The following is a 23,274-nucleotide window of genomic DNA, read 5'->3' on the forward strand; positions in this document are numbered from 1 at the left end:
GGAGCCGATCACCGGGTTGATCAGGCCCGGAGCGGGGACGGCCCGCAGCAGGGGGGGGGTGATGCCGAGTAAGATCCTCCGTTCGTCCCTGCCCGGCCCGGCCCTCCTCGCCGTCCGCGCCGTCCTCGTCGGTGAACCGCCCGCCGCGGCTTGCCCGTTCGAGCAGGCCGGGGGGCGGGGCGAACCGCTCGCCGTACCGCTCGGCCAGCTCCCGCGCGCGGTCCACGAAGCCGGGCAGGCCGCCCGGGTAGCCGTTGACGTACTGGAGCGCCCCGCCGGTCCAGGCGGGGAAGCCGATGCCGAGCAGCGAGCCGACGTTGGCGTCCGCGACCGAGCGCAGGACGCCCTCGTCGAGCAGCCGCACCGTCTCCAGCGCCTCGGCGAACAGCAGCCGCTCGCTCAGGTCGCGCAGCGGCGGGCGCGTCCCGTCGCCGAAGTGCTCGCGAAGCCCGGGCCACAGGCCGGCCCGCGTCCCGTCCCGGTACTCGTGGAACCCGGCGCCTGCGGCCCGCCCGCCGCGGCCGAACTCGTCGAGCATGCGGTCCACCACCGCCTGCGCGGGCTCCGGCCGCCAGGGGGTGCCCGCGGCCTCGGCCGCGGCCCGTTCCGCGGCCCAGATCCGGCGGGGCAGGCCCAGCGTCAGCTCGTCCGCCAGGGCGAGCACCGGCGTGGGATAGCCGGCCTGGGCCGCGGCCTGCTCGACGGAGGCGGCGGGAACTCCCTCGCCGACCATGGCGATTCCCTCGCTGAGGTAGCGCCCGATGACCCGGGAGGTGAAGAAGCCCCGGGAGTCGTTCACCAGGATCGGGGTCTTGCCGAGTTGCGCGGCGAGGTCGAAGGCGCGGGCCAGGGCGGCCTCGGAGGTGTGGGCGCCGCGGATGACCTCGATGAGCGGCATCCGGTGCACGGGCGAGAAGAAGTGCAGCCCGAGGAAGTCGGCCGGGCGGTCGACGGCCCCGGCGAGCTCGGTGATGGGCAGGGTCGAGGTGTTCGAGCACAGCAGCGCGCCGGGCGCCACGACCTCCTGGACCTCCTGGAACACCTTGTGCTTGAGCCCGGGGTCCTCGTAGACGGCCTCGATGACCACGTCGCAGCCGCTCAGCTCGGCCGTCTCGGCGGTCGGGGTGATCCTGGCCAGGGCCGCCTCGCCTTCCTCCTGGGTGGCGCGGCCGGCCGCGACGGCCCGTTCCAGCAGCCGCTCGGCGTGCCGCCTGCCGCGCTCGGCCGCCTCGCGGGTGACGTCCTTCAGCACCACCTCGGCGCCCGCCACGGCGCAGGCGTGGGCGATGCCGGCGCCCATCATGCCGGCGCCGAGCACGGCGACGCGGCGGGCGCGGCGCTCGGGCTGCCCGGCGGGGCGCGCGGCCCCGGACCTGACCCGCCTGAGGTCGAAGAAGAAGCCCTGGATCATGTTGGTGGAGACCTGTCCCGTCGCCACCTCGGTGAAGTGGCGCGACTCGATGGTCAGGGCGGTCTCGACGTCCACCTGCGCGCCCTCGACGGCGGCGGCCAGGATGTTGCGCGGGGCCGGGGCGGGCGCCCCGCCGGTGCGCTTCCGCAGGAGGGCGGGGAAGGTGGGCAGTTCGCCGGCGAACCGCGCGTCGGCGGGGGTGCCGCCTGGGATGCGGTGGCCCGGCAGGTCCCAGGGCTGCGCGGCGCGCGGGTTCTCGGCGATGAACGCCCTGGCGCGCCGCAGCAACTCCGCCTCGTCGGGGACCACCTCGTGCACCAGGCCGAGTTCGAGCGCCCTGGCGGGCGGGAACGTGGCGCCTTCGAGCAGCACCTGGAGCAGCGCCTCGGCGATGCCGAGCAGCCGGACGGTGCGCGTCACCCCGCCGCCGCCCGGCAGCAGGCCGAGGGTGACCTCGGGCAGGCCGAAGCGGCTGCCGGGCGCGTCGAGGGCGATGCGCCGGTGGCAGGCGAGGGCGATCTCCAGGCCGCCGCCCAGCGCGCTGCCGTTCAGGGCCGCGACGACCGGCACGCCCAGCGTCTCGATCCGGCGCAGGGCCCCCTTGACCCGCTGGGCGGCGGCGAAGACCTCCGCGGCGTCCCCGGGACCTGCCGCGCGCAGCTCGCGCAGGTCCGCCCCGGCGAAGAAGGAGCGCTTGGCCGAGGTGACGAGCACGCCGCGCAGGGTGCCGGCCTCGGCCTCGGCCCCGAGCCGGCCGGCGACCTCGGCGAGGGCGGCGGCGAAGGCGGCGTCCATGAGGTTGACCGGGCTTCCCGGCGCGTCCAGGGTGAGGGTGACCACGCCCTCCGCGTCCCGCTCCCAGCGGATCGGGGAGGCGGCGGGCCCGGGGCTCCCGGCCGGCTCGCCCGCGGGCGGGCCGCCGGCGGCGCGGGGGGCCGTCTCCTGTGCGGTTCCTGTCATCTCTCCGGGCGCCTTCGCTGGCTGGTCGGCGGGCATGTCGGTGTCTCCAAGGGGGGCGTCGGGTCGGGGGCGGGGTCAGACGCGTTCGATGACGGTGGCGATGCCCATGCCGCCGCCGACGCAGAGGGTGGCGAGGCCGTAACGCAGCTCGCGCCGCTCCAGCTCGTCGACGAGGGTGCCCAGGATCATCGCGCCGGTGGCACCCAGCGGGTGGCCGAGGGCGATGGCCCCGCCGTTGACGTTGACCTTGCCGAGGTCGAGGCCGAGTTCGCGCACGAAGCGCAGCACGACGGCGGCGAACGCCTCGTTGATCTCCACCAGGTCGATGTCCTCGATGCCGAGACCGGCCTTGGCCAGGGCCTTGCGGGTGGCCGGGGCGGGTCCGGTGAGCATGATGGTGGGCTCGGAGCCGGTCACGGCCGCCGAGACCACCCGGGCGCGCGGGGTCAGCCCCAGGCGCCGGCCCGCCTCCGCGCTGCCGAGCACGACCAGGGCGGAGCCGTCCACGATGCCCGAGGAGTTGCCCGCGTGGTGGACGTGGTCGATGCGTTCGATCCAGTGGTACTTCTGCAGGGCGACGGCGTCGAAGCCGCCGCGTTCGCCGAGTTCCGCGAAGGAGGGCGAAAGCCGCGCCAGGCTGTCGGCGGTGGTGCCGGGGCGCAGGTGCTCGTCGTGGTCGAGGACGATCAGGCCGCTGCGGTCGGCGACGGGGACGACGGAGCGGGCGAAGCGGCCCTCCTTCCAGGCGGCGGCGGCGCGTTCCTGGGAGAGGGCGGCGTACTCGTCCACGTCCCGGCGGCTGAAGCCCTCGATCGTGGCGATGAGGTCGGCGCCGATGCCCTGCGGCACGAAGCCGACCTCGTGGTTGGTCATCGGGTCCATCATCCAGGCGCCGCCGTCCGAGCCGATCGGCACCCGGGACATCGACTCCACGCCGCCGGCCAGGACCAGGTCGTCGAAGCCGGCCCTGATCTTGGCCGCCGCCGCGTTGACGGCCTCCAGTCCCGAGGCGCAGAAGCGGTTCAGCTGCACCCCGGCCACGGTGTCCGGCAGCCCGGCGGCGACGGCGGCGATCTTCGCGATGTCCGAGCCCTGGTCGCCGTGCGGGCTGACGACGCCGAGCACGATGTCGTCGATCTCGGCCGGGTCGAGGCCGGGGTTGCGGCGCAGCAGCTCCCGCACGAGGCCGACGACGAGGTCGATGGGCTTGGTGCCGTGCAGCGCGCCGTTCGCCTTGCCCCGGCCGCGCGGGGTGCGGACGGCGTCGTACACGTACGCCTCGGTGGTCACGGTTGCCTTCCTCTCGCCCGGCCCTCGTGGGGCCGTGAACTCTTCGGGTGCTACGGGGCCTTGGGGCCTTCGGGGGTCTTCCCGCCCGCGCCGGTGCCCGCGGGCCGGTCAGCGAGCAGCGAGCGGCCGATGATCTCCTTCATGATCTCGGTCGTGCCGCCGTAGATGGTCCCCACGCGGGCGTCGGTGAACGCGCGGGCCACCGGATTCTCGGTCATGTAGCCGGAGCCGCCGTGGAGTTGCAGGCAGCGATCGGCGACGCGCAGCTGCAACTCGGTGGCCCACCACTTGGCCATGGAGGCGTGCACGGTGTCCAGGCGGCCGGCCGCGTGCTCGGCGATGCAGCGGTCGACGAAGGCGCGGGTGACCTCGCACTCGGTGGCCATCTCCGCGATGGTGAAGCGGACGTGCTGGAGCCTGGCCAGCGGCCCGCCGAACGCCTCCCGCTCCCGCACGTGGGTGGTGGTGGCGGAAAGGACCCGCTCGGCCGCGGCGAGGGCGCCGACCGCGATGGTCAGCCGCTCCTGCGGGAGGTGGTCCATGAGGTGGCCGAAGCCGCCGTGCAGCCGGCCCAGCAGGTTGGCCTTGGGGACGCGCACGTCGTGGAAGAAGAGCTCGGCGGTGTCCTGCGCCCGCTGGCCGATCTTGTCGAGCTTGCGGCCGCGTTCGAAGCCCGGCATGTCGCGTTCCACGGCGAGCAGGCTCAGGCCCTTGGCGCCGCCCTGCGGGGTGGTGCGGGCCACGACGATGACCAGGTCGGCGAGGATGCCGTTGGAGATGAACGTCTTGGCGCCGTTGAGGAGCCAGTGGTCGCCCCGATCCGTGGCGGTGGTGCGGATGCCCTGGAGGTCGGAGCCCGCGCCCGGCTCGGTCATCGCGATGGCGGTGATCAGCTCGCCGGAGCAGAAGCCGGGCAGCCAGCGCCGCCGCTGCTCCTCGGTGGTGAGGGCGGTGAGGTAGGGGCCGATGACGTCGTTGTGCAGGACGATGCCGAAGCCGCGGGCGCCCGCCCGGGAGAGCTCCTCGCCCAGCACGGCGCTGAAGCGGAAGTCGCCGGACCCGCCGCCGCCGTAGGTCTCGGGCACGGCCAGGCCGAGCAGTCCCTGGCGCCCGGCCGCGCGCCAGGCCTCGCGCGGGACGATGCCCTCGCGCTCCCAGCGCGGGTAGTGCGGCAGCACCTCCTTGGCCAGGAAGGTGCGCACGGTCTCCCGGAACGCCTCGTGTTCCGCGTCGAAGATCTGGCGCTTCATCCGTCCTGCCTTTCTGGCTGCGTGGATTCCGGTGCGGCCGCGGTGGCCGGGGCCGCCCCGGCCGGTCCGGGCAGGTCCCAGTCGCGGGCGACGGCCGCGGCGTCGGCGCCCGGGGTGGCCGGGCCGCGGCGGAGGGCGGCCGGGGTGGCGGAGAAGCGGGGGGCGGGGGCCGGCTGCAGGACGCCCGCTTGTTCGGCGAAGGTGGCGCGGGCCGCCAGGTGGGGGTGGCGCGGCGCCTCGCGCAGCGAGAGGACGGGGGCCACGCAGGCGTCGGATGCGGCGAAGATCTCGGCCCACTCGTCGCGGGTCCTGGTGGCGAAGCGGGCCGCGATCTCGGCCCGCAGCTCCGGCCAGCGGGCCCGGTCCTCGCGGTCGAGGGCGGCGGCGTCCAGGCCGAGCAGCCGGGCGAACTCGGCGTAGAAGCGCGGTTCGAGGGGGCCGACGGCCAGGTGCCCGCCGTCGGATGCGGTGTAGACGCCGTAGTAGGGCGAGCCGCCGTCGAGGAGGTTGGCCTCGCGCCGGTCCTGCCAGGCCCCGGCCGCGAGCAGCCCGTGGAGCATCGTGGTCAGGTGGGCCGCGCCGTCCACGATGGCGGCGTCCACGACCTGTCCGCGGCCGTGGGCGCGGGCGTGGTGCAGGGCGGCGAGGACGCCGACGGCGAGGTAGAGGGCGCCGCCGGCGTAGTCGCCGAGCAGGTTCGCGGGGAAGGCGGGCGGCCCCGTGGCGGGCCCGGTCAGGCCGAGCGCGCCGCTGAGGGCGAGGTAGGTGAGGTCGTGGCCGGCGCGGGAGGCCAGCGGCCCCTCCTGGCCCCAGCCGGTGATCCGGCCGTACACCAGGCGCGGGTTGCGGGCGTGGCAGTCCTCCGGGCCGATGCCGAGGCGTTCGGCGACGCCGGGCCGGAAGCCCTCGATCAGGATGTCGGCGCGGGCGGCGAGGCCGAGCGCCTGCCCGGCGCCCTCGGGGGTCTTCAGGTCGAGGAGGACGGAGCGCTTGTTGCGGTGGGTGAGGTCGGCGCCCGGCGGCAGCGGCGGCCAGGTGCCGCCGGGGCGGTCGACTCGGACCACGTCGGCGCCGAGGTCGGCGAGCAGCATCGCGGCGAAGGGGCCGGGCCCGATCCCGGCGAACTCCACCACGCGCACCCCGTCGAGAGGGCCGTCGCCCCGCTGCTTCGCTGCTGTCATCGGGCCCCCAGGCGCTGCACTGCCGCGTGCCGCGAGTGCGCTGACAGACGCGATGATAAGAACGTGTTTCACTTTTTACAACCGCCGCAGGTCACGGCGGGCGCGCGGCCGGCCGGCGGCGCGCGGCGGCCGGGGGCCGGGGGCGCCCGGACCGCCGGGGCCGCCGCGGCCGGGCGCAGGGCGCGGGCCGGCGCCCTGCCGCGCCGGGTCCCGCCCCGGCGGGCCGGGGCTCCCGCCCGGCGCGCCGGGGTGCCGCTACGCCGAGGCGCCGCCGCGGGCCAGGAAGTCCGCGAGCGGCAGGGTCGCGGCGCCGACCGTGACCGCGTCCGCGCCGAGCCGGCCGAGGTCAATGGTGGCGCGGTTCGCTGGGTGGCGCAGGGCGTAGGCCCCGGCCGCGCTGCGCACGGCGGGCAGCAGGCGGGGGCCGAGCAGCAGCCCCGCCCAGCCGCCCAGGACGATCCGCTCGGGGTTGAAGAGGTTCACCAGGTCGGCGATGCCGGCGCCGAGGTACTCGGCCGTCTCCCCGAGCAGGGCCTCGGCCTTCGGGTCCTCCTTCTCGGCGGCGGCGAGCAGCGCGGCCAGCGCCACCTCCTGGTCCGCCGCGGGGACTTCGCCGCCCGCCTCGGCCCAGCGTTCCAGCAGGGCCCCGGCGCCGACGTACGCCTCCAGGCAGCCCAGGGCGCCGCAGCGGCAGCGCCTGCCGCCGACGCGCAGGGTGGTGTGCCCCCACTCGCCCGCCCCGCTGCCCGCGCCGCCGTAGGGCACGCCGTCGGTGACGATGCAGGCGCCGACGCCCGAGCCGAGCAGCGCGATGACGGCGTCCCTGGCTCCGCGCCCGGCGCCGAACCACATCTCGGCCTGGCCGAAGGTGCGGGCGCCGTTGCCCACGAAGAAGGGGACCTCGGGCGGCAGTTCCACGGCGGCGCGCAGCAGCGCCTCCAGGGGGACGGCGTCCCAGCCGATGGTCTGGCCGTGCACCACCGCGCCCCCGGCGCCCGCCGGGTCGCGCGCCACGATGCCCGGCACGCCCACGCCGACGCCGAGCAGCAGGCCGGGGGCGGCGTGCGCCTCGCCGAGCACGTCGGCCACGCCCTGCCTGATGTGCGCGACGACGAGGTCCACGTCGTGCCCCTCGTCGGCGAGCGCGTACTCGGCCCTGGCCAACTCGGCGAAGGTGAGGTCGAAGAGCTCGACGCGCACCCGGGTCTCCCCCACGTCCACGCCGATCAACCGGCCGCAGCCGGGGTCGACTTGCAGCAGGGTTCTGGGCCGCCCGCCGTCGGACTCCACCGAGCCGGCCTCCCTGAGCAGGCCGTCGGCGAGCAGCCCCGCGGTGACGTTGCTGACCGTGCCGGAGCTCAACCCGGTGGCCTGGCCCAGCTCGTGGCGGCTGAGCGGGCCGTGGAAGTACAGCTCCCGCAGGAGCGCCGCCCGGTTGGCCCGGCGCAGGTCGCGCACGGTCTGTCTCTTCGCTTCACGCATGTAACCCTCCGCTGAGCAACCTACCTGTGGTCAGACTCTTGACGCACCCTTCTCTTCCCACTTAACTTACGCCAAAATTTAAGCACCCAGGCCAACGAACTCGCGGCCCTGCGGGTGCTGTTGAGAGCCGTCCAGGAGCACCCCGAGAAGGGCCCACCGACCATGCGCAGAACCCGCAGAGCCCTCGCCGTCGCCGTGACCGCCGCACTCGCGGCGGTGGCCGCCACCGGCTGCGGCGGCGGCAGCACGGACGCCGGCAGCAACGACGAACCCGACAAGCTGACCTACTGGGCCAGCAATCAGGGCACCAGCATCGAGAACGACGAGGAGGTGCTGAAGCCCGTCCTGGACGCCTTCACCGAGGAGACCGGCATCGAGGTGGACCTGGAGGTCATCCCCTGGGACAGCCTGCTCGACCGCATCCTGACGGCCACCGCCTCGGGCGAGGGCCCCGACGTGCTCAACATCGGCAACACCTGGTCCGCCTCGCTCCAGGCCACCGGCGCGCTGCTCCAGTTCGACGAGGAGACCTTCGCCCGCATCGGCGGCGCCGACCGCTTCGTGCCCTCCGCCCTCGCCGCGACCGGGGCCGAGGGCCAGGACCCGGCGGCCGTTCCCCTCTACTCCCTGGCCTACGCGCTCTACTACAACAAGCAGATGTTCGCGGACGCCGGGATCGAGACCCCGCCCACCACCTGGGAGGAGCTCGTCGAGGACGGGCAGCGGCTGACCGGGGGCGACACCTATGGCCTCGCCGTCGAGGGCGCCTCCATCCCGGAGAACACCCACCACGCCTTCGTCTTCGGGCAGCAGCACGGCGCCGACTTCTTCGACGCGGAGGGCAACGCCACCTTCGACACCCCGGAGGCCGCCGAGGCGATCAAGCAGTACATCGACTTCCTGGCCGCCGACGGGATCGTCGCCCCCGGCAACGCCGAGTACGCGCAGAACCAGTCGCTGGCCGACTTCGCCGGCGGCAAGGCCGCCATGCTCCTGTGGCAGGCCGCGGGCACCGCCCTCGAACACCAGGGCATGGACCCCGACGCCTACGGGATCGCCCCGGTGCCCTTCCAGGCCGACCCGCCCGAGGGCGGCCGGCAGGTCAACTCCATGGTGGCCGGCATCAACCTGGCGGTCTTCCAGAACACCGACAACCTCGACGGCGCCCTCGACTTCGTGACGTACCTGACCAGCGACGAGGTGCAGGTCGAACTGAACGGCGCCTACGGCTCGATACCGCCGGTCCTCGCCGCCCAGGACGCCCCCGAGTTCGCCACCGAGGAACGCGCCGTGCTGCGCCAGACCCTCGCCGACAGCGCCGCCCCGCTCCCCCAGGTGCCCGCGGAGGACCAGTTCGAGACGCTGGTCGGCACCGCCATGGCCGACCTTTTCGCCGACGCCGCCTCGGGCAACGAGGTCACCCTGGACTCGGTGCGCCAGCGGCTGCACGAGGCCCAGCAGCAGGTCACCGGGTGATCGCGTGACCACCACCGCCACCGGAAACGTTCCGCCGCCCGCCGGAGCCGGCGAGGCCGGGGGAACCGGCGGAACCGGGAAGAGCGGCCCCGGCGCGCGGCGGTCCGCGCGCCGCCGGCCGCGGCTGCCAGGCCGGCTCGGGCGGGGCGCCCTGCCCTACCTCTTCCTGCTGCCCGCCCTCGTGCTGGAACTCCTCATCCACCTGACGCCGATGGTCGTCGGCGTCGTGATGAGCTTCCGCGAGCTGACCCGCCTGTACATCCACAACTGGGGCGAGGCGCCGTGGAGCGGCCTGGACAACTACCGCGTCGCCGTGGACTTCGACGGCCCGCTCGGCGAGTCGCTGCTCCACTCCTTCCTCGTCACCTGCCTGTTCACCGTGGTCTCGGTGGGCCTGTCCTGGCTGCTCGGCACCGCCGCCGCCGTGCTCATGCAGGACCGGTTCCGGGGGCGCGGCCTGCTGCGCGCGCTCTTCCTGACGCCCTACGCGCTGCCCGTCTACGCGGCGGTCATCACCTGGGCCTTCGTCCTCCAGCGGGACAACGGCATGCTCAACCACATCGTCCACGACCAGCTCGGGCTGACCGACCAGCCGCCCTTCTGGCTGATCGGCGACAACGCCTTCTTCTCCCTCGTCGTCATCTCGGTCTGGCGCAACTGGCCCTTCGCCTTCCTCATCCTCACGGCCGCCCTGCAGAACATCCCCCGGGAGGTCTACGAGGCCGCGCAGATCGACGGCGCGGGCGTCTGGCAGCAGATCCGGCGGATCACCCTGCCCTCCGTCCGGCCGGTCAACCAGGTCCTGGTGCTCGTCCTCTTCCTGTGGACCTTCAACGACTTCAACGTGCCCTACCTGCTGTTCGGCAAGGCGGCCCCCGACTCGGCCGACCTGATCTCGGTCCACATCTACGACTCGTCCTTCGGGACCTGGAACTTCGGCTACGGCTCGGCGATGTCCGTGCTGCTGCTGCTCTTCCTGCTCCTGGTGACGGCCGTCTACCTCGTGTTCACCTCGCGCGGAAGGAGGGCGGAGGATGGCTGACACCGCCCGCGCCACCGGCCGGGCGCGCCGCTCCCCCACGGCGCCCCCGCCCTCGTTCGTCTGGACCAGGCGCGTCGTCCTCACCCTGCTCTCGCTGTTCGCGGCCGCCCCGATCTACGTCATGCTCAGCAGCTCGCTGAAGCCGCTGCGCGACGTCACCGGCGAGTTCCACTGGCTGCCGAGCGGCCTGACGATTCGTCCCTACATCGACATCTGGCACACGATCCCGCTGGCCCACTACTTCGTGAACTCGCTGATCGTGGCGGGCTGCGCGACCCTGCTCTCGGTGGCCGTCGCGATCTTCGCGGCCTACGCCGTCAGCCGCTACCGCTTCCGCGGCAGGCGGGTCTTCACGGTCACCGTGCTGTCCACCCAGATGTTCCCCGGCATCCTCTTCCTGCTGCCGCTCTTCCTGCTCTTCGTCAACATCGGGAACACCACGGGCGTCGCCCTCTACGGCTCCCGCGGCGGCCTGATCCTCACCTACCTGACGTTCTCGCTGCCGTTCTCCATCTGGATGCTCGTCGGCTACTTCGACTCCATCCCCCGCGGACTGGACGAGGCCGCCCTCATCGACGGCTGCGGACCGGCCGGGGCGCTGTTCCGGGTCGTGGTGCCCGCGGCCGTGCCCGGGATCGTGGCGGTGGCGGTCTACGCCTTCATGACCGCCTGGGGCGAGGTGCTCTTCGCCTCGGTGATGACCAACAAGACGACCCGCACCCTCGCCGTCGGGCTCCAGGGGTACGCCACGCAGACGGAGGTCTACTGGAACCAGCTGATGGCCGCCTCGCTCGTCGTCAGCGTCCCGGTCGTCGCCGGCTTCCTGCTGCTCCAGCGCTTCCTGGTGGCCGGGCTCACCGCGGGGTCCGTCAAGTGACGGGCCCGGCGGCCCGGCCGGCCCCACCGCGCCGGGCGGGGCCGGCCGCGGCGGCGTTCGGCCCGGCCGCCCCCGGCCCGGTACCCGGGCCCCGGCGCGGCCGGGCCCCCTACAGCTCGGCCCGGATGACGCGCACCACGGTGACGGTCGAGACCGAGCCGCTGACGTAGTAACGGATGATCACGTCGTCCACGGTGGCGTCCCTGCGGTCCCGTTCGCCGCCCACCGGGCTCGACCCGTGCCCGTAAGGGTCCGTGGCCAGCGTCCCGGCCAGGACCTCGTCGAAGCGCCTCCTGATCCGCGGGGGCATCGCGTCGTGCGCCTTCTCCGCGACGGGGTCGTAGACGACGCGGCAGCGCCTCATGCCACCCCGCCACCCGGGCCCTGCTCACGGTCCTGACGGGCGAGCTCGTCCAGGTCCCGCTGCATCTGCGGGTCGTACTGGTCGAGGAGCTCCATCACCCAGCCGCGGAGCACCGCGTGGATGTCGAAGACGCTCGCGCTCTCCACCGCGTCGTTGAACGCGGCCCGGCGCGCCGGGGGCAGTGCGGCCCTGATGTCGCGGATGGTCGAGGGGAGCGTGATCTCCCTGCCGTCCCCCGCGATGGTGCGCAACGGCCTCGCGCTCATGCCCCGCCTCCTCCACTCGCCCGCCGCCCGCCCGAGCCGGCCGGAACGCCGCCAGGGGACGTGTCAACGCCACGGTACGGCACGGCGGATGGCCCTCGCGCGGCCATCCGGCCCTTTCCCCGGCTCTCCCCGGCTTTCCATGGATTTCCCCCGGCTTTCCCCCGCATCCCCCGGCTCACCCCCGCATCCCCCCGGCTTGCCCCCTCCCCGGCCTGTCCCGGCCCCGAGGCCGCGAGCCGGCGCCGGAGGGGGCGCGGAACGCGGTGGCCCGGGGCGAGGCTTGGTCGTTCAGGAGGCGGGGAAGCGGACCGGGCCGCGGAAGGAGACCTCGTCCTCGCTCACCCGGTACAGGTAGGCCATCGGTCCGCGGCCCGCGTAGTCGCCCACCGCGTCGAAGGCCAGGTCCCTGGCGATCCCGTGGTAGCCGGCGGCCCGCAGCCGCGTCAGCAGCCTGCCGCGGGTGAGGCCCTGCCCGGCGGCGAGGAGGCCGCGCATCGCCTCCAGCACCATGAGGGCCGCGTCGTAGGCCTCCGCCGCGTACGGCCCGGCGTGCCGCACGAAGCGGCGCCGGTAGACCGTGTCGAAGCCCCGCGTTCCCGAGTCGAAGGCCGCGTCGGTGTAGGCCGTCAGGAAGTACCAGCCGTCGGCCGCCGCCCCCGCCTCCTCGAAGAAGGGCCGGTGCAGCGCCTGTTCCGTGGCCAGCGACGCGCCCGTGTAGCCCGCCTCCCGCAGCGCCCTGGCCAGCCGGCCGGCCCCGCGCGCGAACCCGCCGTAGACCACCGCCTCCACCCCCGCGGCGGCGCACGCGCCCGCCACCTCGCCGAAGTCCTCGGTGCCGGTGGGGAGCACGTAGGGCAGCAACTCGACGTCCTCGGGGTCGAAGGCGCCGCGCGCCGCCTGCGTGGTCTGCCTGCTGTAGGTGCCGGCCGCACGGTCGTCGATCACCCCCACCCGGCGCGGCCCCACCTCCTCGGCCAGGCAGCCGGGTATCGCCAGGCCCACCGACCTGGTGTTGGGCCTGGCGTGCAGCAGGGTGCCAAGGCCCTCGCGCGGCTCGAAACCGCCCACGGAGAGCGCGAGCAGCGGCAGGCCCGCCTCGGCGTAGGCCAGCGCCGCGGGCCTGGCCACCTCGTCGGCGGTCGGGCCGATCACGGCCAGCACCTCGCGGTCCGCGGCGAGTTCCCCGGCCGCGGCCACCGCGCGGGCCGGGTCGCCCCCGTCGTCCACGGTGTGCAGGCCGACCTCGAAGGGCAGCCCGCCCAGCTCGCCCGACTCCTCCAGGGCCAGCGTGATGCCGTTCTTCTGGCTCTCGCCGAACGCCGCGTGCCTGCCCGTCAGATCGGCGTGCAGCCCGATGGCGAAGCGCCGGCGGCCCGCCGCCGCGGCGCCGCCCGGGGTGCGCAGCAGCCGGGCCGCGGCGGCCCCGGCCGCGAGCAGCGCCCCGCCCCCGCCGAGCAGGGCCAGGACGCGGCGCCTCGGCACCGGCCACGGCCGCCGCCGCGCCGGGGGCTCCTCGGGGGCCGGCGGCCCGGGGCGCGCCGCCGGGGGCGTCCCGGCGGCCGGCTCCTGCTCCGGCTCGGGCACCCGGGCGGCAAGCCGGGCGGCGAGCTCGCGCGCCAGCGGCCCGGGCAGCCAGGGGCCCGCCCCGGCCGGGCGGGCGAACTCCACGATCAACTCGGCGGCGGTGGGCCGCAGTTCGGGATCGCGCTCCAGGCAGGCCTGCAGCACCTCCAGCAGGGCGCGCGGCACGTCGGCCAGGTCCGCCGGCTCCTCACGCGGCGCCGCGGCCGGGTCCCGGCCGCCCTTGCCGAACGGGGCCCGGCCCGCGGCCGCGTAGGCGAGCACCCAGCCGAGCGCGAACACGTCCTTGGCCGCGCCGCCCGGCGCCGTCGGCTCCTCCCTGGTGCCGGTGGCGCCGAAGCCGGTCAGCCGCGGGCCGTCCGGCAGCAGCAGCACGTGCCCCGGCCGCACGTCCCGGTGCGCGACCCCGGCCGCGTGCACCGCGTCCAGGGCCTGGGCCAGCATCCCGCCGAGCGCCCGCACCGAGTCGGCGGGCAGCGCGCCGTGTGCCGTGACCGCGGCCGTCAGGGTGGGTCCGGGCACGTAGGGGGAGGCCGCCCACACCGTGCCGCCCGTGGTGTCGGAGGCGAGCAGCGGGACCAGGTACCGGTGCGACACGCCGGCGGTGGCCGCCACATCCCTGGCGAGCCTGGCCCGGAAGCCGGGGTCGAGCGCGTACTGCGCCCGCACCAGCTTCAGCGCCACCGGCAGGCCGCCGAGCGAACGGGCCAGGTAGACCACGCCGGTGCGGCCCTCGGCCAGCCGCCGCACCAGCCGGTAGCCGCCGATCCGCCGGGGGTCCGCGGGTTCCAGCTCCCTCACCGCAGTTCGCTCTCTCCCGCTCTCGAACGGCATGCGCCGCGCCGCCGGCCAGGGCGGTCCCGCCACGCCCCGGGGCCCGCGGCGCTCAGCTCCCGCCCGGCTCCCCCGAGTTGACCATCACCTTAGCGTCCCCCTCCGGCGACCGGGAGTGGCCACAGGCGCAATCCCCAGGCGGCCGGGGGCACATGCGCCCCGTGCGCAACCGCACGGCCGGGGCGCGGCCTCGTGGACGCCGGCCGCCGCGGGACGCACACTGCGGCCATGCAGGAATCAGAGGAATCACTCGCCCCGGGCGAATACCGGCTGACGACGACGTATCTCAACACCGCCTCCCACGGCCTGCTCCCGGCCCGCGCGGTGGCCGCGGCGCAGGCCATGCTCGCCCAGCTCAACGAGGGCACCGTGGAGGTGGCCGACGGCTTCCGCTCGATCCGGGCCGCGCGCGAGTCGTTCGCGAGGCTGGCCGGAGTGGGGCCCGAGCGGGTGGCGATCGGGGGCAGCGTCGCCGGGCACGCCGCCCTCATCGCGGGAAGCCTGCAGCCGGGCTCCGAAGTGCTGTGCCCGGACACGGAGTTCAGCTCCCTGGTGACGCCCTTCGCGCAGCGTCCCGGGCTGCGGCTGCGGACGGTGCCGCCGGCCGGCCTGGCCGAGGCGGTGGGGCCGGACACCGCCCTGGTCGCGGTCTCCGCCGTGCAGTCCCTCGACGGGCGGGTGGCCGACCTGCCGGCGATCCACGAGGCGGCCGGGCGGCACGGCGCCAGGCTGCTCGTGGACCTGACGCAGGCGCTGGGCTGGCTGCCGCTGTCCGCCGACGACTTCGACTTCACGGTCTGCGCGGGCTACAAGTGGCTGCTGTGCCCGCGCGGCACCTCCTTCCTCACCGTGCCCGCCGACGGGGGCGGGCTGCCCGCCCTGCACGCCGGCTGGGTGGCGGGCGAGGAGCCCTGGCGCAGCACCTACGGGCCGGTGGGCGAACTGGCGCACACGGCGCGGCGCTACGACGAGGACCCCACCTGGCTGTGCTACGCGGCGGCGGCCGAGTCGCTCGCGCTGGTCGAGGAGCTGGGGCCCGCGGCCCTGCGGGCCCACGCCCTCGGGCTCGGCGACCGGTTCCGGGCGGGGCTGGCCTCGCTGGGGATCGAGGCGATCCCGGCGGCCTCGCCGATCGTCTCGGTGCCCGGCGCCGGCGAGGCCGCCGGGGCGCTGCGCGAGGCCGGGGTGCGCGTGGCGGCGCGCGGTGGCCACCTGCGCGCCGCCTTTCACCTCTACAACACGGCGGCCGATGCGGACCGGGCGCTGGGCGCCCTCGCGAGGGCCGTTCACGCCTCCCGCGGCGCCTGACGGCACAGCCGGTCGGCGTGCCGCGTGGTCTCGGGCAGCCGGTAGCGGTGGGCCAGGCCGTGGCCGTCGCAGACGACGAGGTCGACCGGCACCGTGAGCCGCCCGAGGGCGTCGAGCACCGCGGGCAGCTCACGGAAGGCCGGCAGGCCCGGCACGTAGGGGCACGTAGGGGCCACGTAGGGGAAGGAGACGCGGCCGACCGCCGTGGCCTGCTCGACGACGGTCAGTCCTGGCGCCTCCAGGGCCACCGCCGCGGCGGCGACCAGGTCCCTTGCCTCGTCGTAGGCCACGTCGACGCCCACCACCACGGTGCCCGGCGCGCCGGGCGCGGGCCCCGAGCCGTCCAGCAGGACCCGCTCGCGCAGTTCCTCCTGGACGGCGATCGCCTCGGCCTCGCCGGCCGGGGTGGTGTGCGGGTGGAGCACCCGCAGGGCCATGCTCAGCCCAGGTCGACTTCCGGGTAGAGCGGGTGCGTGGCGAGCAGGTCGGCGGCGCGCTCCTCGACCTGCTTGGCCACGCCCTCCTCGAGCACGTACGCCGCCTTGGAGGGCTTGCCGTTCTTGCCGGTGCCCGGGGTGGTGCGGCCGAGGACCGTGTCGATCAGCCCGGCCACCTCGTCCATCTCGGCGGTGCCGAGGCCCCGGGTGGTCAGGGCGGGGGTGCCGATGCGGATGCCGGAGGTGTACCAGGCGCCGTTGGGGTCGCGCGGCACGGCGTTGCGGTTGGTGACGATGCCGGCGTCGAGCAGCGCGGCCTCGGCCTGGCGGCCGGTGAGCCCGTAGCCGGAGACGTCGATCAGCGCGAGGTGGTTGTCGGTGCCGCCGGTCACCAGCCGGGCGCCGCGCCGCAGCAGCCCCTCGGCCAGCGCCCTCGCGTTGTCCACGACGCGCTGGGCGTAGTCGCGGAAGGCGGGCTGCCTGGCCTCGGCGAGGGCGACGGCCTTGGCGGCCATCACGTGCGGCAGCGGGCCGCCGAGCACCATCGGGCAGCCGCGGTCCACCTGCTCGGCGAGGGAGTCGTCGCACAGCACCATGCCGCCGCGCGGGCCGCGCAGCGACTTGTGGGTGGTGGTGGTGACGATCTGGGCGTGCGGCACCGGGTCGAAGTCGCCGGTGAGCACCTTGCCCGCCACCAGGCCGGCGAAGTGCGCCATGTCGACCATCAGCGTCGCGCCGACCTCGTCGGCGATCTCCCGCATCAGCCGGAAGTTGATCAGCCGCGGGTAGGCGGAGTAGCCGGCGATGAGGATGAGCGGCCGGAACTCCCTGGCCGCGGCGCGCACCGCGTCGTAGTCCACCAGGCCCGTCTCGGGGTCGGTGCCGTAGCTGCGCTGCTCGAACATCTTGCCCGAGATGTTGGGGCGGAAGCCGTGGGTGAGGTGGCCGCCGGCGTCCAGCGACATGCCGAGCATGCGCTGCCCGCCGAGCTCGCGGCGCAGGGCGGACCAGTCGGCCTCGCTGAGGTCGTTGACCTGCCGGACGCCGGCCCGCTCCAGGGCGGGCGCCTCCACGCGCTGGGCGAGGACGGCCCAGAACGCGACGAGGTTGGCGTCGATGCCCGAGTGCGGCTGGACGTAGGCGTGCCGGGCGCCGAACAGCTCGCGGGCGTGCTCGGCGGCCAGCGACTCGACGGTGTCCACGTTGCGGCAGCCGGCGTAGAAGCGGCGGCCGACGGTGCCTTCGGCGTACTTGTCGCTGAGCCAGTTCCCCATGGCGAGCAGGACGGCGGGCGAGGCGTAGTTCTCGCTGGCGATGAGCTTCAGCGAGGCGCGCTGGTCGTGGAGCTCGGCGCCGATGGCGTCGGCGATCCGCGGCTCGATGCCGCGGATGACGTCGAGGCCGCTGCGGAAGGCAACGGATTCGGTGGTGGGCGCGGCGGGGTCTGTGGTCACTTCGGGCCTCCTTGAGGAGCTGACTCGCTTGTCGAGCTTGCCGAGAGTCGCGATGGCCCAGGCGCACGGCTCCTCATCGCTCGCCGGGCCGCTCCCCGATGGTTCACCCCATCCCGACGCGCCAGTCACGGCCCGCTGTGAGCGTAGCATCGGGCGCTCGCGGGGTGCCCGCCAGCGTTCGCGCGCGGCGGCCGGGTGAGGCACGGTGGAAGGGCGGCCGCGGTGCCGCGGGCCGCGCAGCACTCAGATCGGGAAGGCCGCCATGAGCGAGCACATCTACCGCGTGACCGAGATCGTCGGCTCGTCCACCGAGAGCGTGGACGCGGCGATCCGCAACGGACTCCACCGCGCCGGCCGCACCCTGCGCAAGCTGGACTGGTTCGAGGTGACGCAGATCCGCGGGCACCTCAAAGAAGGGGAGGCAGGGCAGGCTGCGGACGAGGGCGGGGAAGGAGCGGGCGAGAAGGGCGGCGGCTGCGTCATCGCCCACTACCAGGTGGGCCTGAAGGTCGGCTTCCGCCTTGAGGAGGAGGGGCCGGGCGGGGACTGACCTCCCGCCCGGCCCGGGGTCCGCCCGCCGCCTTTGCGGGCGGGGCGGCTTCACGGAAGTGATGCGCGTAGACACCGGGCGTGACGCACGCCTCGCGGCCGGTGCGGGCCCCCGTTTCCCGCGGCGTCACGCCCGGCGCGCCCCGGATCGCCCCGTGCCGTGGGAGGCACGGGCGGCAGGGGCGGCGCGGCCGGGAAGGCCGGTGCCGGGTCTCAGGCCCGCCACCAGTTGAGGAACGAGCTCCAGAACCCGCCCCTGCTCCCGGAGCCCTGCCTGGCCTCGCCCTCCTGGCCGCCGGCCGGCCGCTCGCCCCGCTCGGCGGCGTTCATCGAGGCCGGCCGCCGCACCGGGGTGAACCTGGCGGGCAGCGAGATCAGGCCGCGGTGCAACGGCCCCGGCCGCCACTGCAGGCTCTCCGCCGGCACCGCGAGCTCGATGTCGGGCAGCTCGTTCAGCAGCTTCTCCATGGCGCCGATCGCCATCAGCTGGGCGGCGTCCTTGGCCGGGCAGGCGTGCGGGCCCGCGCCCCAGGCGAGGTGGGCGCGCTTGCTCAGCATCTGCCGGGAGGAGGAGAGCGCCGGGTCGGTGTTGGCCGCGGCGAAGCTGATCGCCACCGGGTCGCCGACGCCGAGCTTGACGCCGAAGAGGTCGACGTTCTGCGTGGGGTAGTGGATGGCGTAGTTGGCCACCGGCGGGCTGTTCCACAGCACCTCGTCGATGGCGTCCTCCACCAGCAGCGCCCCGCCGTACTGCCCGCCGAAGAACCGCTCGTCGGAGAGGATCAGCAGCAGGCCGTTGCAGATGAGGTTGCGCACCGGGTCGGAGCCGGCGCCGGCGAGGATCACCAGCTGGTGCATCATCTCCTCGTCGGTGAGCCCCGCGGCGTGCTGCACCAGCCAGGAGGTGACGTCGTCGGCGGGCTGGCGCCGCTTGTGCGCGATCAGCTCCATCAGCGCCTGGCCGACCTTCTGGCCGGCGCCCTCCGGGTTGACGCCGTCCCACATCTCGGACATGCCCTCGGCGAGGCGGTCGCCGATCTGCGCCGGGCAGCCGAAGAGCTCGTTGAAGACGAGCAGGGCGACGAGCTTGCCGTACTCCTCGACCAAGTCGGTCGTGCCGCGGGCGCTGAACTGGTCGATCAGGTAGGAGGAGACGCGCTCGACCTGGCGGCTGAGCCGGTGCGAGTCCAGCTTGGCGAGGCTGTCGGTGATGGCCTGACGCAGCCTCAGGTGCTCGGCTCCGTCGGAGAAGAGGGTGTTGGGGCGGTAGGCCATCGCGGGCAGCACGGGACTGTCGGCGGGTATGCGGCCCTCGTTGTAGTCGCGCCAGCGGCGGGAGTCCCTGGCGAACACCTCGGGGCTCTGCAGCACGTGCAGGGCGGCGGAGTAGTCGGTGACCAGCGTGGCCGGGACGCCGGGCGCCAGCTCCACGGGCGCGGCCGGGCCGAACGTGCGCAGGTAGGCGTAGTAGGTGTCGGGCGCGGCGGCGAACTCCGGGCCGTGCAGGGGGACTCGCTCGCTCTTCGGGCCGCTCCCGTTCGCGGACTGGTGCGCCGGGCAGCCGGGGGGGTGGCGTCGCGAAGTCTGGGTGAGAGTTCACTGTTCTCCTATCGGGTGCGGCTCTGCAGATAGCGAACCAGAGCCACCAGGGCGTTCGCGGACGACTTCTCGTCGCGCGCGTCGCAGGTGACGACGGGGGTCTCCGGCAGGAGGTCGAGCGCCTCGCGTAGCTCCTCCTCGGAGCGAGCCAGAGTACCGTCGAAGTGGTTGACGGCGATCGCGTAGGGGACGCCGTACTTCTCGACCAGGTCCATGACGGCGAAGGACTCCTTCAGCCGCTGTGGGTCCACGAGCACCAGGGCGCCGAGCGCGCCCCTGGTCATGTCCTCCCAGACCTGAACGAAACGCTGCTGCCCCGGCGTTCCGAACAGATAGAGGACCAGTCGCTCGTTGAGCGTGAGACGGCCGAAGTCCATGGCCACGGTCGTGGTCGTCTTGCCCGTGGTGCCCTTCAGGTCGTCGATGTGCGCGGCGGCCTGCGTCATGGTCTCCTCGGTCCGCAGCGGCGGAATCTCCGACAGCGTCCCGATAAAGGTCGTCTTGCCCACGGCGAAATGGCCCACCACGAGGATCTTCGCCGCGATCTGCACCTTGTCGTGCAGAAGTGTCTTCTCACCCGAAACGTGCTTGGAGTCCATCCAGCACCTCCTGAAGGACCTGAATATCGGCAAGCTGGGCCGGAGGTATCGGAGCCCGGGTCAGGATGTACCCGTCCTCGGCGAGATCCGTGAGCAGGACCTTGATGATGCCGATGGGCAACTTCATGTGTCCGGCTATTTCGGCGACGGAGAGGTAGCCGCCTTCACAGAGCTCGACGAGTTCACGCTTCTCCGGGCCCAGGTGGGCCTTTCGCTGCTGGTCGGGCGCCGCCGTGACAAGGGTGACGAGATCGAACCGGTCACTGTCCGAGAATCCGCGGCCGTTGGTGATGACGTACGGCCGTACTAATGCGTCGAACTCCGGCTCGTGCTCCTCCGATGTTGTCATGCCTGAATACCGGTATTCTCACGAGGAGGTGTGGTGAGGGCCTTGCCGAGCTGGCCGACAAGCTGCTGCATCCGGAAGGTGATGTCCGCCATGTCGACGTTCGGGGAGGCGGATACGGCGAGATAGGCGCCTTCGCCGGCCGAGATGAGGAACACCCAGCCACCGTCGAACTCGACCACCGTCTGGCGCCACTGCATCGCGCCCTCGCCGCCGAAGCCGGCGACCGTGCGGCTGAGCGACTGCATGCCGCTCATGGCCGCCGCGATGGTGTCGGCCTGGTCCTTGTCGACCTCGCTTGAGCGCGCCATGAGCAGGCCGTCGGCGGACACGAGGATCGCGTGGCGGGCCTCGGGGACCTCGAGGGCGCTCTCAAGCATCCACGATAGTTCGGTATTCACTGGACCTCATGCCCTTCCCTGCTCGGTTCGGTCCTGCTCGAATCGGCCGAACGGCCGGACTGCGTGCCGCGCTGGAATGCGCCCATGATCGACGCGGTCTCCTCGCTGGAGCGCGCGGCGACGGTTCCCCGCTCGGTCCTGGCCTGGGGAACGATGGCCATCTGCCCTCTGCGGCGGCGCTTGGGCAGCCCGCCGGCGGTGGTGGCCGGCTGCTCCCTCGGCGCCTCGGCTGCGGGCTCCTCGGAGGCGGGCGAATTCTCCTGTTCGGGCATGCTGGTGAGCAGCTCCTGGGGCAGAAGGACTACGGCCCGCACGCCTCCGTAGGGTGAGGAGGAGTCGACGGAGACGCTGAAGCCGTAACGGGCGGCGAGCACGCCGATGACCGCGAAGCCGAACTGCGGCGGGTTCCCGAGTTCGGTCACGCCGACGGGGTGCTCTCCCGACAGCAGCCGCGCGGCCCTCGTCTTCTCCTCCTCGTTCATACCGACGCCCGCGTCGTCGACGATCACGCAGACGCCCTTGGGCACGCTTCGGATGTTGATCTCGACCGTGGTCTCCGGGGCCGAGTAGCTGGTGGCGTTGTCCAGCAGCTCGGCGAGGACGAGCGCCACCGGCTCCACCGCACGGCTGATGATGGCGAAGTTGCTCTGCGAGCGGACCTCGACACGGGTGTAGTGCCTGATCCGCCCCTTCGCGCTGCGCGCCACGTCGTACACGGAGGCGACCGCCCGCTGGCGGCCGAGCCAGCCGTCGCACAGCACGGCCACGGACTGGGCGCGGCGGCCGAACTGCGAGTTCATGTGGTCGATTTCCAGGAGGTCTTCGAGGATGTGCTGGTCCCCGTATTTGTCCTGGACCTTGGAAATAGCCAGCTGCTGCTCGTTGGCCAGACCCTGGAGGGTCCGCATGGCGGATTTCAGCGCCGACTTCGTCGCCTCCTCGGCGCGCAGCCGGGCGTCGTCAACGGCATCGGTGAAATTGTTCTGAAGCTCGGTGTGACGCGATTCGAGCTCGTCTTTCTGCTTACGCAGTCGCGCGGTCGTCTTCCGCCCTTGGTAAATAACGGTGGCAGCCAAGGGAGTACCAACGATCAGACCCCAGAGCGCCGGATCCTGTATGTATTGCGTCATGAGATTCTCTTTAAGCTAGACCGCCAGATACTGAGAACAGAGGGTGTCGTGTCCTGAATCCGACTTCCCCCGATGCGGATCCGACCCACCCAGCGACCTGGCACGACGGCGGGGCCCACTCAGCCCGTGGAACCGGTCCATATGCCCCAGTGACGGCATAGTGCTCCTCGGGTGAAACCCTCTCGGCGGCCTTTTCGCGCCGATGCCTGACGCGCTCTCAGATCGCTTGGCAAGCGCGGCGATCGTATCATCTGAGCGGGACTCGTCGACCGTGCACCCAAGTCCACCCAAGTCCCTTACGAGACCTGACGATCACGCAACCATGCCGTGTTTCAGGACGGTTAACCTGGGTCGATCGCGCACACGCCAAAGTCACACATCCGTCAGCTCGCTCCGGTGCGGCGGGTCGGCTCCGACCCTGGTGCAGGTGAGTGCCGCGGCCGCCGCGCACCGCGTCAGCACGGCCGAGAGCGCCCCGGCCCCCACGGGCGGGCCGCCGCCGGTCACGATGGCGTCGAGCAGCGCCGCCTGGAAGGCGTCGCCCGCGCCGACGGTGTCGGCCACCGCCACGGCGGGCGCCGCGACCGCCACCTCCGTGAGGCCGTCCAGGCCCGCCGCGGCTTCTCCTCCGCCCGGGCCCCCGTTCTTCGCGTCCGCCGCCACCGCGAGGGCGCCCGCGGCGCCCAGGGTCACCACGATCAGCCGCGGCCCCGCGGCCAGCAGCGTGCGGGCGGCCTGCGCGGGCCCGGCGCCCGGATAGAGCCAGGCCAGGTCCTCCTCGCTGGCCTTCAGCACGTCGACCGACCCGGCGAGCCGGCCGGCCACCTGCCGGTACGCCTCGCGGTCGGGCAGCACGGCGGGCCGCACGTTGAGGTCGGCGGCCACCGTCACCCCGCGCGCCCGCTGCGCGCGGCACAGCTCGAACACCCGGGAGGCGCCGGGCTCGATCGCCACGGCGAGCGAGCCGGTGTGCAGCACCGCGGTGTCCTCGGGGACCGGGAAGGCGCTCGGGTCCCAGGCGGCGAGGAAGTCGTAGGAGGCGGCGCCGTCCGCGCCGAGGTAGGCCAGGGCCACGGTGGTGCGGTCGCTCTCGGCCGGCAGCCGCCGCACCTCGACCCCGGTGCCGGCGAGGTGGGCGCGCACCAGCTCGCCCGGGGGATCGTCGCCCCACGCGGTCAGCAGCGTCACCTCCCGCTCCAGCCGGTGCAGGCCGACGGCCACATTGGCCGGGCTGCCGCCGGGGACGGCGCGCAACTCGCGCGCCCCCGCGCGCCACAACAGGTCGACCAGGGCCTCTCCCACGACGGTGACCCGATTCCTCACCCTGCCCGCTCCCTCCTGCCGTCCGGGCGCCCCCGGGCGCGGCGGGCACGCTCGCCGGCCCCGGCCACGCGGTGCACCCCCGACCGTACCGGACCGGCCCGGCGGGCTCCCGGC

At 74.1% G+C, this 23,274-nt stretch carries 19 protein-coding genes, 2 pseudogenes and 1 riboswitch; of the genes and pseudogenes, 5 read left to right on the forward strand and 16 right to left on the reverse strand.

Features of this window, described 5'->3' with window-relative positions:
- The 5 genes and pseudogenes from D7294_RS22335 to D7294_RS22355 form a co-directional block, all read right to left on the reverse strand.
- Positions 1-2,371 (reverse strand): 3-hydroxyacyl-CoA dehydrogenase NAD-binding domain-containing protein (locus D7294_RS22335; RefSeq protein ID WP_120682577.1); only part of this gene is annotated, 2,371 nt, incomplete at its 3' end.
- A 75-nt stretch (positions 2,372-2,446) separates the two neighbouring features.
- On the reverse strand, positions 2,447-3,661 hold the full coding sequence (locus D7294_RS22340) for an acetyl-CoA C-acetyltransferase (protein ID WP_120682579.1): 1,215 nt from the start codon (positions 3,659-3,661) through the stop codon (positions 2,447-2,449).
- A 113-nt stretch (positions 3,662-3,774) separates the two neighbouring features.
- A pseudogene (locus D7294_RS22345) lies at positions 3,775-4,911 on the reverse strand (acyl-CoA dehydrogenase family protein); the annotation flags it as partial.
- The gene (locus D7294_RS22350) at positions 4,908-6,092 is read right to left on the reverse strand and encodes a CaiB/BaiF CoA transferase family protein (protein ID WP_120682583.1); all 1,185 of its coding nucleotides are present in this window, start codon (positions 6,090-6,092) and stop codon (positions 4,908-4,910) included. The gene D7294_RS22350 and the pseudogene D7294_RS22345, both read right to left, overlap by 4 nt.
- 255 nt (positions 6,093-6,347) lie before the next feature.
- The gene (locus D7294_RS22355) at positions 6,348-7,574 is read right to left on the reverse strand and encodes an ROK family transcriptional regulator (RefSeq protein WP_120682585.1); all 1,227 of its coding nucleotides are present in this window, start codon (positions 7,572-7,574) and stop codon (positions 6,348-6,350) included.
- 162 nt (positions 7,575-7,736) lie between these two features.
- On the opposite strand from D7294_RS22355, the gene D7294_RS22360 reads away from it, so the two are divergent.
- The 3 genes from D7294_RS22360 to D7294_RS22370 are packed head-to-tail and all read left to right on the forward strand — an operon-like array spanning position 7,737 to position 10,969.
- Complete coding sequence (locus tag D7294_RS22360) at positions 7,737-9,050, forward strand: ABC transporter substrate-binding protein (protein ID WP_120682587.1); 1,314 nt, start codon at positions 7,737-7,739, stop codon at positions 9,048-9,050.
- A 4-nt stretch (positions 9,051-9,054) separates the two neighbouring features.
- Positions 9,055-10,092 carry a carbohydrate ABC transporter permease gene (locus tag D7294_RS22365; protein ID WP_120682589.1) on the forward strand — a complete coding sequence of 346 codons (1,038 nt, stop codon included), beginning with the start codon at positions 9,055-9,057 and terminating at the stop codon, positions 10,090-10,092.
- Positions 10,085-10,969: a carbohydrate ABC transporter permease gene (locus D7294_RS22370; RefSeq protein WP_120682591.1), complete on the forward strand. Its 885-nt coding sequence runs from the start codon at positions 10,085-10,087 to the stop codon at positions 10,967-10,969. Before D7294_RS22365 ends, D7294_RS22370 begins: the two co-directional genes overlap by 8 nt.
- A gap of 109 nt (positions 10,970-11,078) precedes the next feature.
- Here the strand turns inward: D7294_RS22370 and D7294_RS22380 are convergent, their stop codons facing one another.
- The 3 genes from D7294_RS22380 to D7294_RS22390 all read right to left on the reverse strand — a co-directional run bounded on the left by D7294_RS22380 (position 11,079) and on the right by D7294_RS22390 (position 13,981).
- Positions 11,079-11,333 (reverse strand): hypothetical protein, encoded by a 255-nt coding sequence (locus D7294_RS22380; protein ID WP_120682593.1) that lies wholly within the window; start codon positions 11,331-11,333, stop codon positions 11,079-11,081.
- Complete coding sequence (locus D7294_RS22385) at positions 11,330-11,599, reverse strand: hypothetical protein (protein WP_120682595.1); 270 nt, start codon at positions 11,597-11,599, stop codon at positions 11,330-11,332. Before D7294_RS22385 ends, D7294_RS22380 begins: the two co-directional genes overlap by 4 nt.
- A 288-nt stretch (positions 11,600-11,887) precedes the next feature.
- Positions 11,888-13,981: a bifunctional serine/threonine-protein kinase/ABC transporter substrate-binding protein gene (locus D7294_RS22390; RefSeq protein ID WP_158674682.1), complete on the reverse strand. Its 2,094-nt coding sequence runs from the start codon at positions 13,979-13,981 to the stop codon at positions 11,888-11,890.
- Between the two features lie 261 nt (positions 13,982-14,242).
- Between D7294_RS22390 and D7294_RS22395 the strand changes: the two genes are divergently transcribed.
- On the forward strand, positions 14,243-15,322 hold the full coding sequence (locus D7294_RS22395) for an aminotransferase class V-fold PLP-dependent enzyme (protein WP_120682599.1): 1,080 nt from the start codon (positions 14,243-14,245) through the stop codon (positions 15,320-15,322).
- A gap of 38 nt (positions 15,323-15,360) precedes the next feature.
- Here the strand turns inward: D7294_RS22395 and D7294_RS22400 are convergent.
- Both D7294_RS22400 and D7294_RS22405 read right to left on the reverse strand, forming a co-directional pair.
- Positions 15,361-15,759, reverse strand: a pseudogene (locus tag D7294_RS22400) (endonuclease V); the annotation flags it as partial.
- A gap of 2 nt (positions 15,760-15,761) precedes the next feature.
- Positions 15,762-17,213, reverse strand: coding sequence for a glycine hydroxymethyltransferase (locus D7294_RS22405; protein WP_120682603.1), 1,452 nt, complete (start codon positions 17,211-17,213; stop codon positions 15,762-15,764).
- 48 nt (positions 17,214-17,261) lie between these two features.
- Positions 17,262-17,352: riboswitch (ZMP/ZTP riboswitch) on the reverse strand.
- 123 nt (positions 17,353-17,475) lie between these two features.
- On the opposite strand from D7294_RS22405, the gene D7294_RS22410 reads away from it, so the two are divergent.
- Positions 17,476-17,763 carry a dodecin gene (locus tag D7294_RS22410; protein WP_120682605.1) on the forward strand — a complete coding sequence of 96 codons (288 nt, stop codon included), beginning with the start codon at positions 17,476-17,478 and terminating at the stop codon, positions 17,761-17,763.
- 212 nt (positions 17,764-17,975) lie between these two features.
- On the opposite strand, the gene D7294_RS22415 is transcribed toward D7294_RS22410, so the two are convergent.
- The 6 genes from D7294_RS22415 to D7294_RS22440 form a co-directional block, all read right to left on the reverse strand.
- Positions 17,976-19,193, reverse strand: coding sequence for a cytochrome P450 (locus D7294_RS22415; RefSeq protein WP_241562552.1), 1,218 nt, complete (start codon positions 19,191-19,193; stop codon positions 17,976-17,978).
- Positions 19,194-19,369: 176 nt separating this feature from the next.
- Entirely contained in the window at positions 19,370-19,960 is a 591-nt protein-coding gene (locus tag D7294_RS22420; protein WP_120682607.1) for a GTP-binding protein, read from the reverse strand.
- Positions 19,935-20,309, reverse strand: coding sequence for a DUF742 domain-containing protein (locus tag D7294_RS22425; protein WP_120682609.1), 375 nt, complete (start codon positions 20,307-20,309; stop codon positions 19,935-19,937). Before D7294_RS22425 ends, D7294_RS22420 begins: the two co-directional genes overlap by 26 nt.
- Positions 20,306-20,707: a roadblock/LC7 domain-containing protein gene (locus tag D7294_RS22430; protein ID WP_120682611.1), complete on the reverse strand. Its 402-nt coding sequence runs from the start codon at positions 20,705-20,707 to the stop codon at positions 20,306-20,308. The genes D7294_RS22425 and D7294_RS22430 overlap by 4 nt, the downstream gene beginning before the upstream one ends.
- The gene (locus D7294_RS22435) at positions 20,704-21,837 is read right to left on the reverse strand and encodes an ATP-binding protein (RefSeq protein ID WP_120682613.1); all 1,134 of its coding nucleotides are present in this window, start codon (positions 21,835-21,837) and stop codon (positions 20,704-20,706) included. The genes D7294_RS22430 and D7294_RS22435 overlap by 4 nt, the downstream gene beginning before the upstream one ends.
- Before the next feature lie 372 nt (positions 21,838-22,209).
- The gene (locus tag D7294_RS22440; RefSeq protein WP_120682615.1) at positions 22,210-23,160 is read right to left on the reverse strand and encodes a PfkB family carbohydrate kinase; all 951 of its coding nucleotides are present in this window, start codon (positions 23,158-23,160) and stop codon (positions 22,210-22,212) included.
- Positions 23,161-23,274 lie beyond the last annotated feature (114 nt).

The organism is Streptomyces hoynatensis (assembly GCF_003626535.1).
Lineage (GTDB): Bacteria > Actinomycetota > Actinomycetes > Streptomycetales > Streptomycetaceae > Streptomyces > Streptomyces hoynatensis.